At 38.5% G+C, this 577-nt stretch carries 1 protein-coding gene; it reads right to left on the bottom strand.

The genetic code is table 11. The annotated features are described in order from the left end of the window. Nucleotides 1–35 precede the first annotated feature (35 nt). The coding region (locus tag GCE9029_RS25345) for a response regulator (protein ID WP_157487858.1) at nt 36–577 on the bottom strand (542 nt) is incomplete at its 5' end.

The raw sequence follows: 577 nt of genomic DNA, 5'->3' as shown, positions 1-577 counted from the left end.
GTCTCTTGTATCCTCTCAATGGCAATTTGTCCGTTTTAAGCGCAATCTACATGAATGACAGTGCTTTTTAAGTATCCTAATGCAACTTGCTGATTAATAAGGTTATCTTCCACCAGTACAATATGAAACCCCGAACGGTGAGGTACAATCGCTGTCTCTTCACTTTCCAACGCTATTTTTTCAATACTAAAAAACTGATTAATAGCATCAAATAAGGTGGATTTTCTAATAGGTTTTTCTATGAATTGTCGAATGATGCCTGTATCTATGTAAGACTGAATATGATGTTTTTCATAGGCGGATATCATCAGAATAGGTGGCGCTAATTCTTTGAACAATTCTTTTATTCTTCTCGATGTTTCGATTCCGTCCATATCTGGCAGCTGCCAATCCATAAAAACCACATCAAACGCCATACCGGACTGATCCGATTGTCGAATGACATCAATGGCTTCCCAACCACTTCCTACACAGGTACTTTTTATACCAAAGCCACCTAATAATTTGGCCAAAACCTCTCTAGATAAAGAGTGGTCATCGACGACTAGCACTTTGAGCGCATTTGTAGAATCAATGA

It is taken from the genome of Grimontia celer, assembly GCF_900055185.1.
Lineage (GTDB): Bacteria > Pseudomonadota > Gammaproteobacteria > Enterobacterales > Vibrionaceae > Enterovibrio > Enterovibrio celer.
The sequence above is the reverse complement of the archived record's forward strand: the minus strand, read 5'-3'. Positions and strand labels throughout refer to the sequence as shown.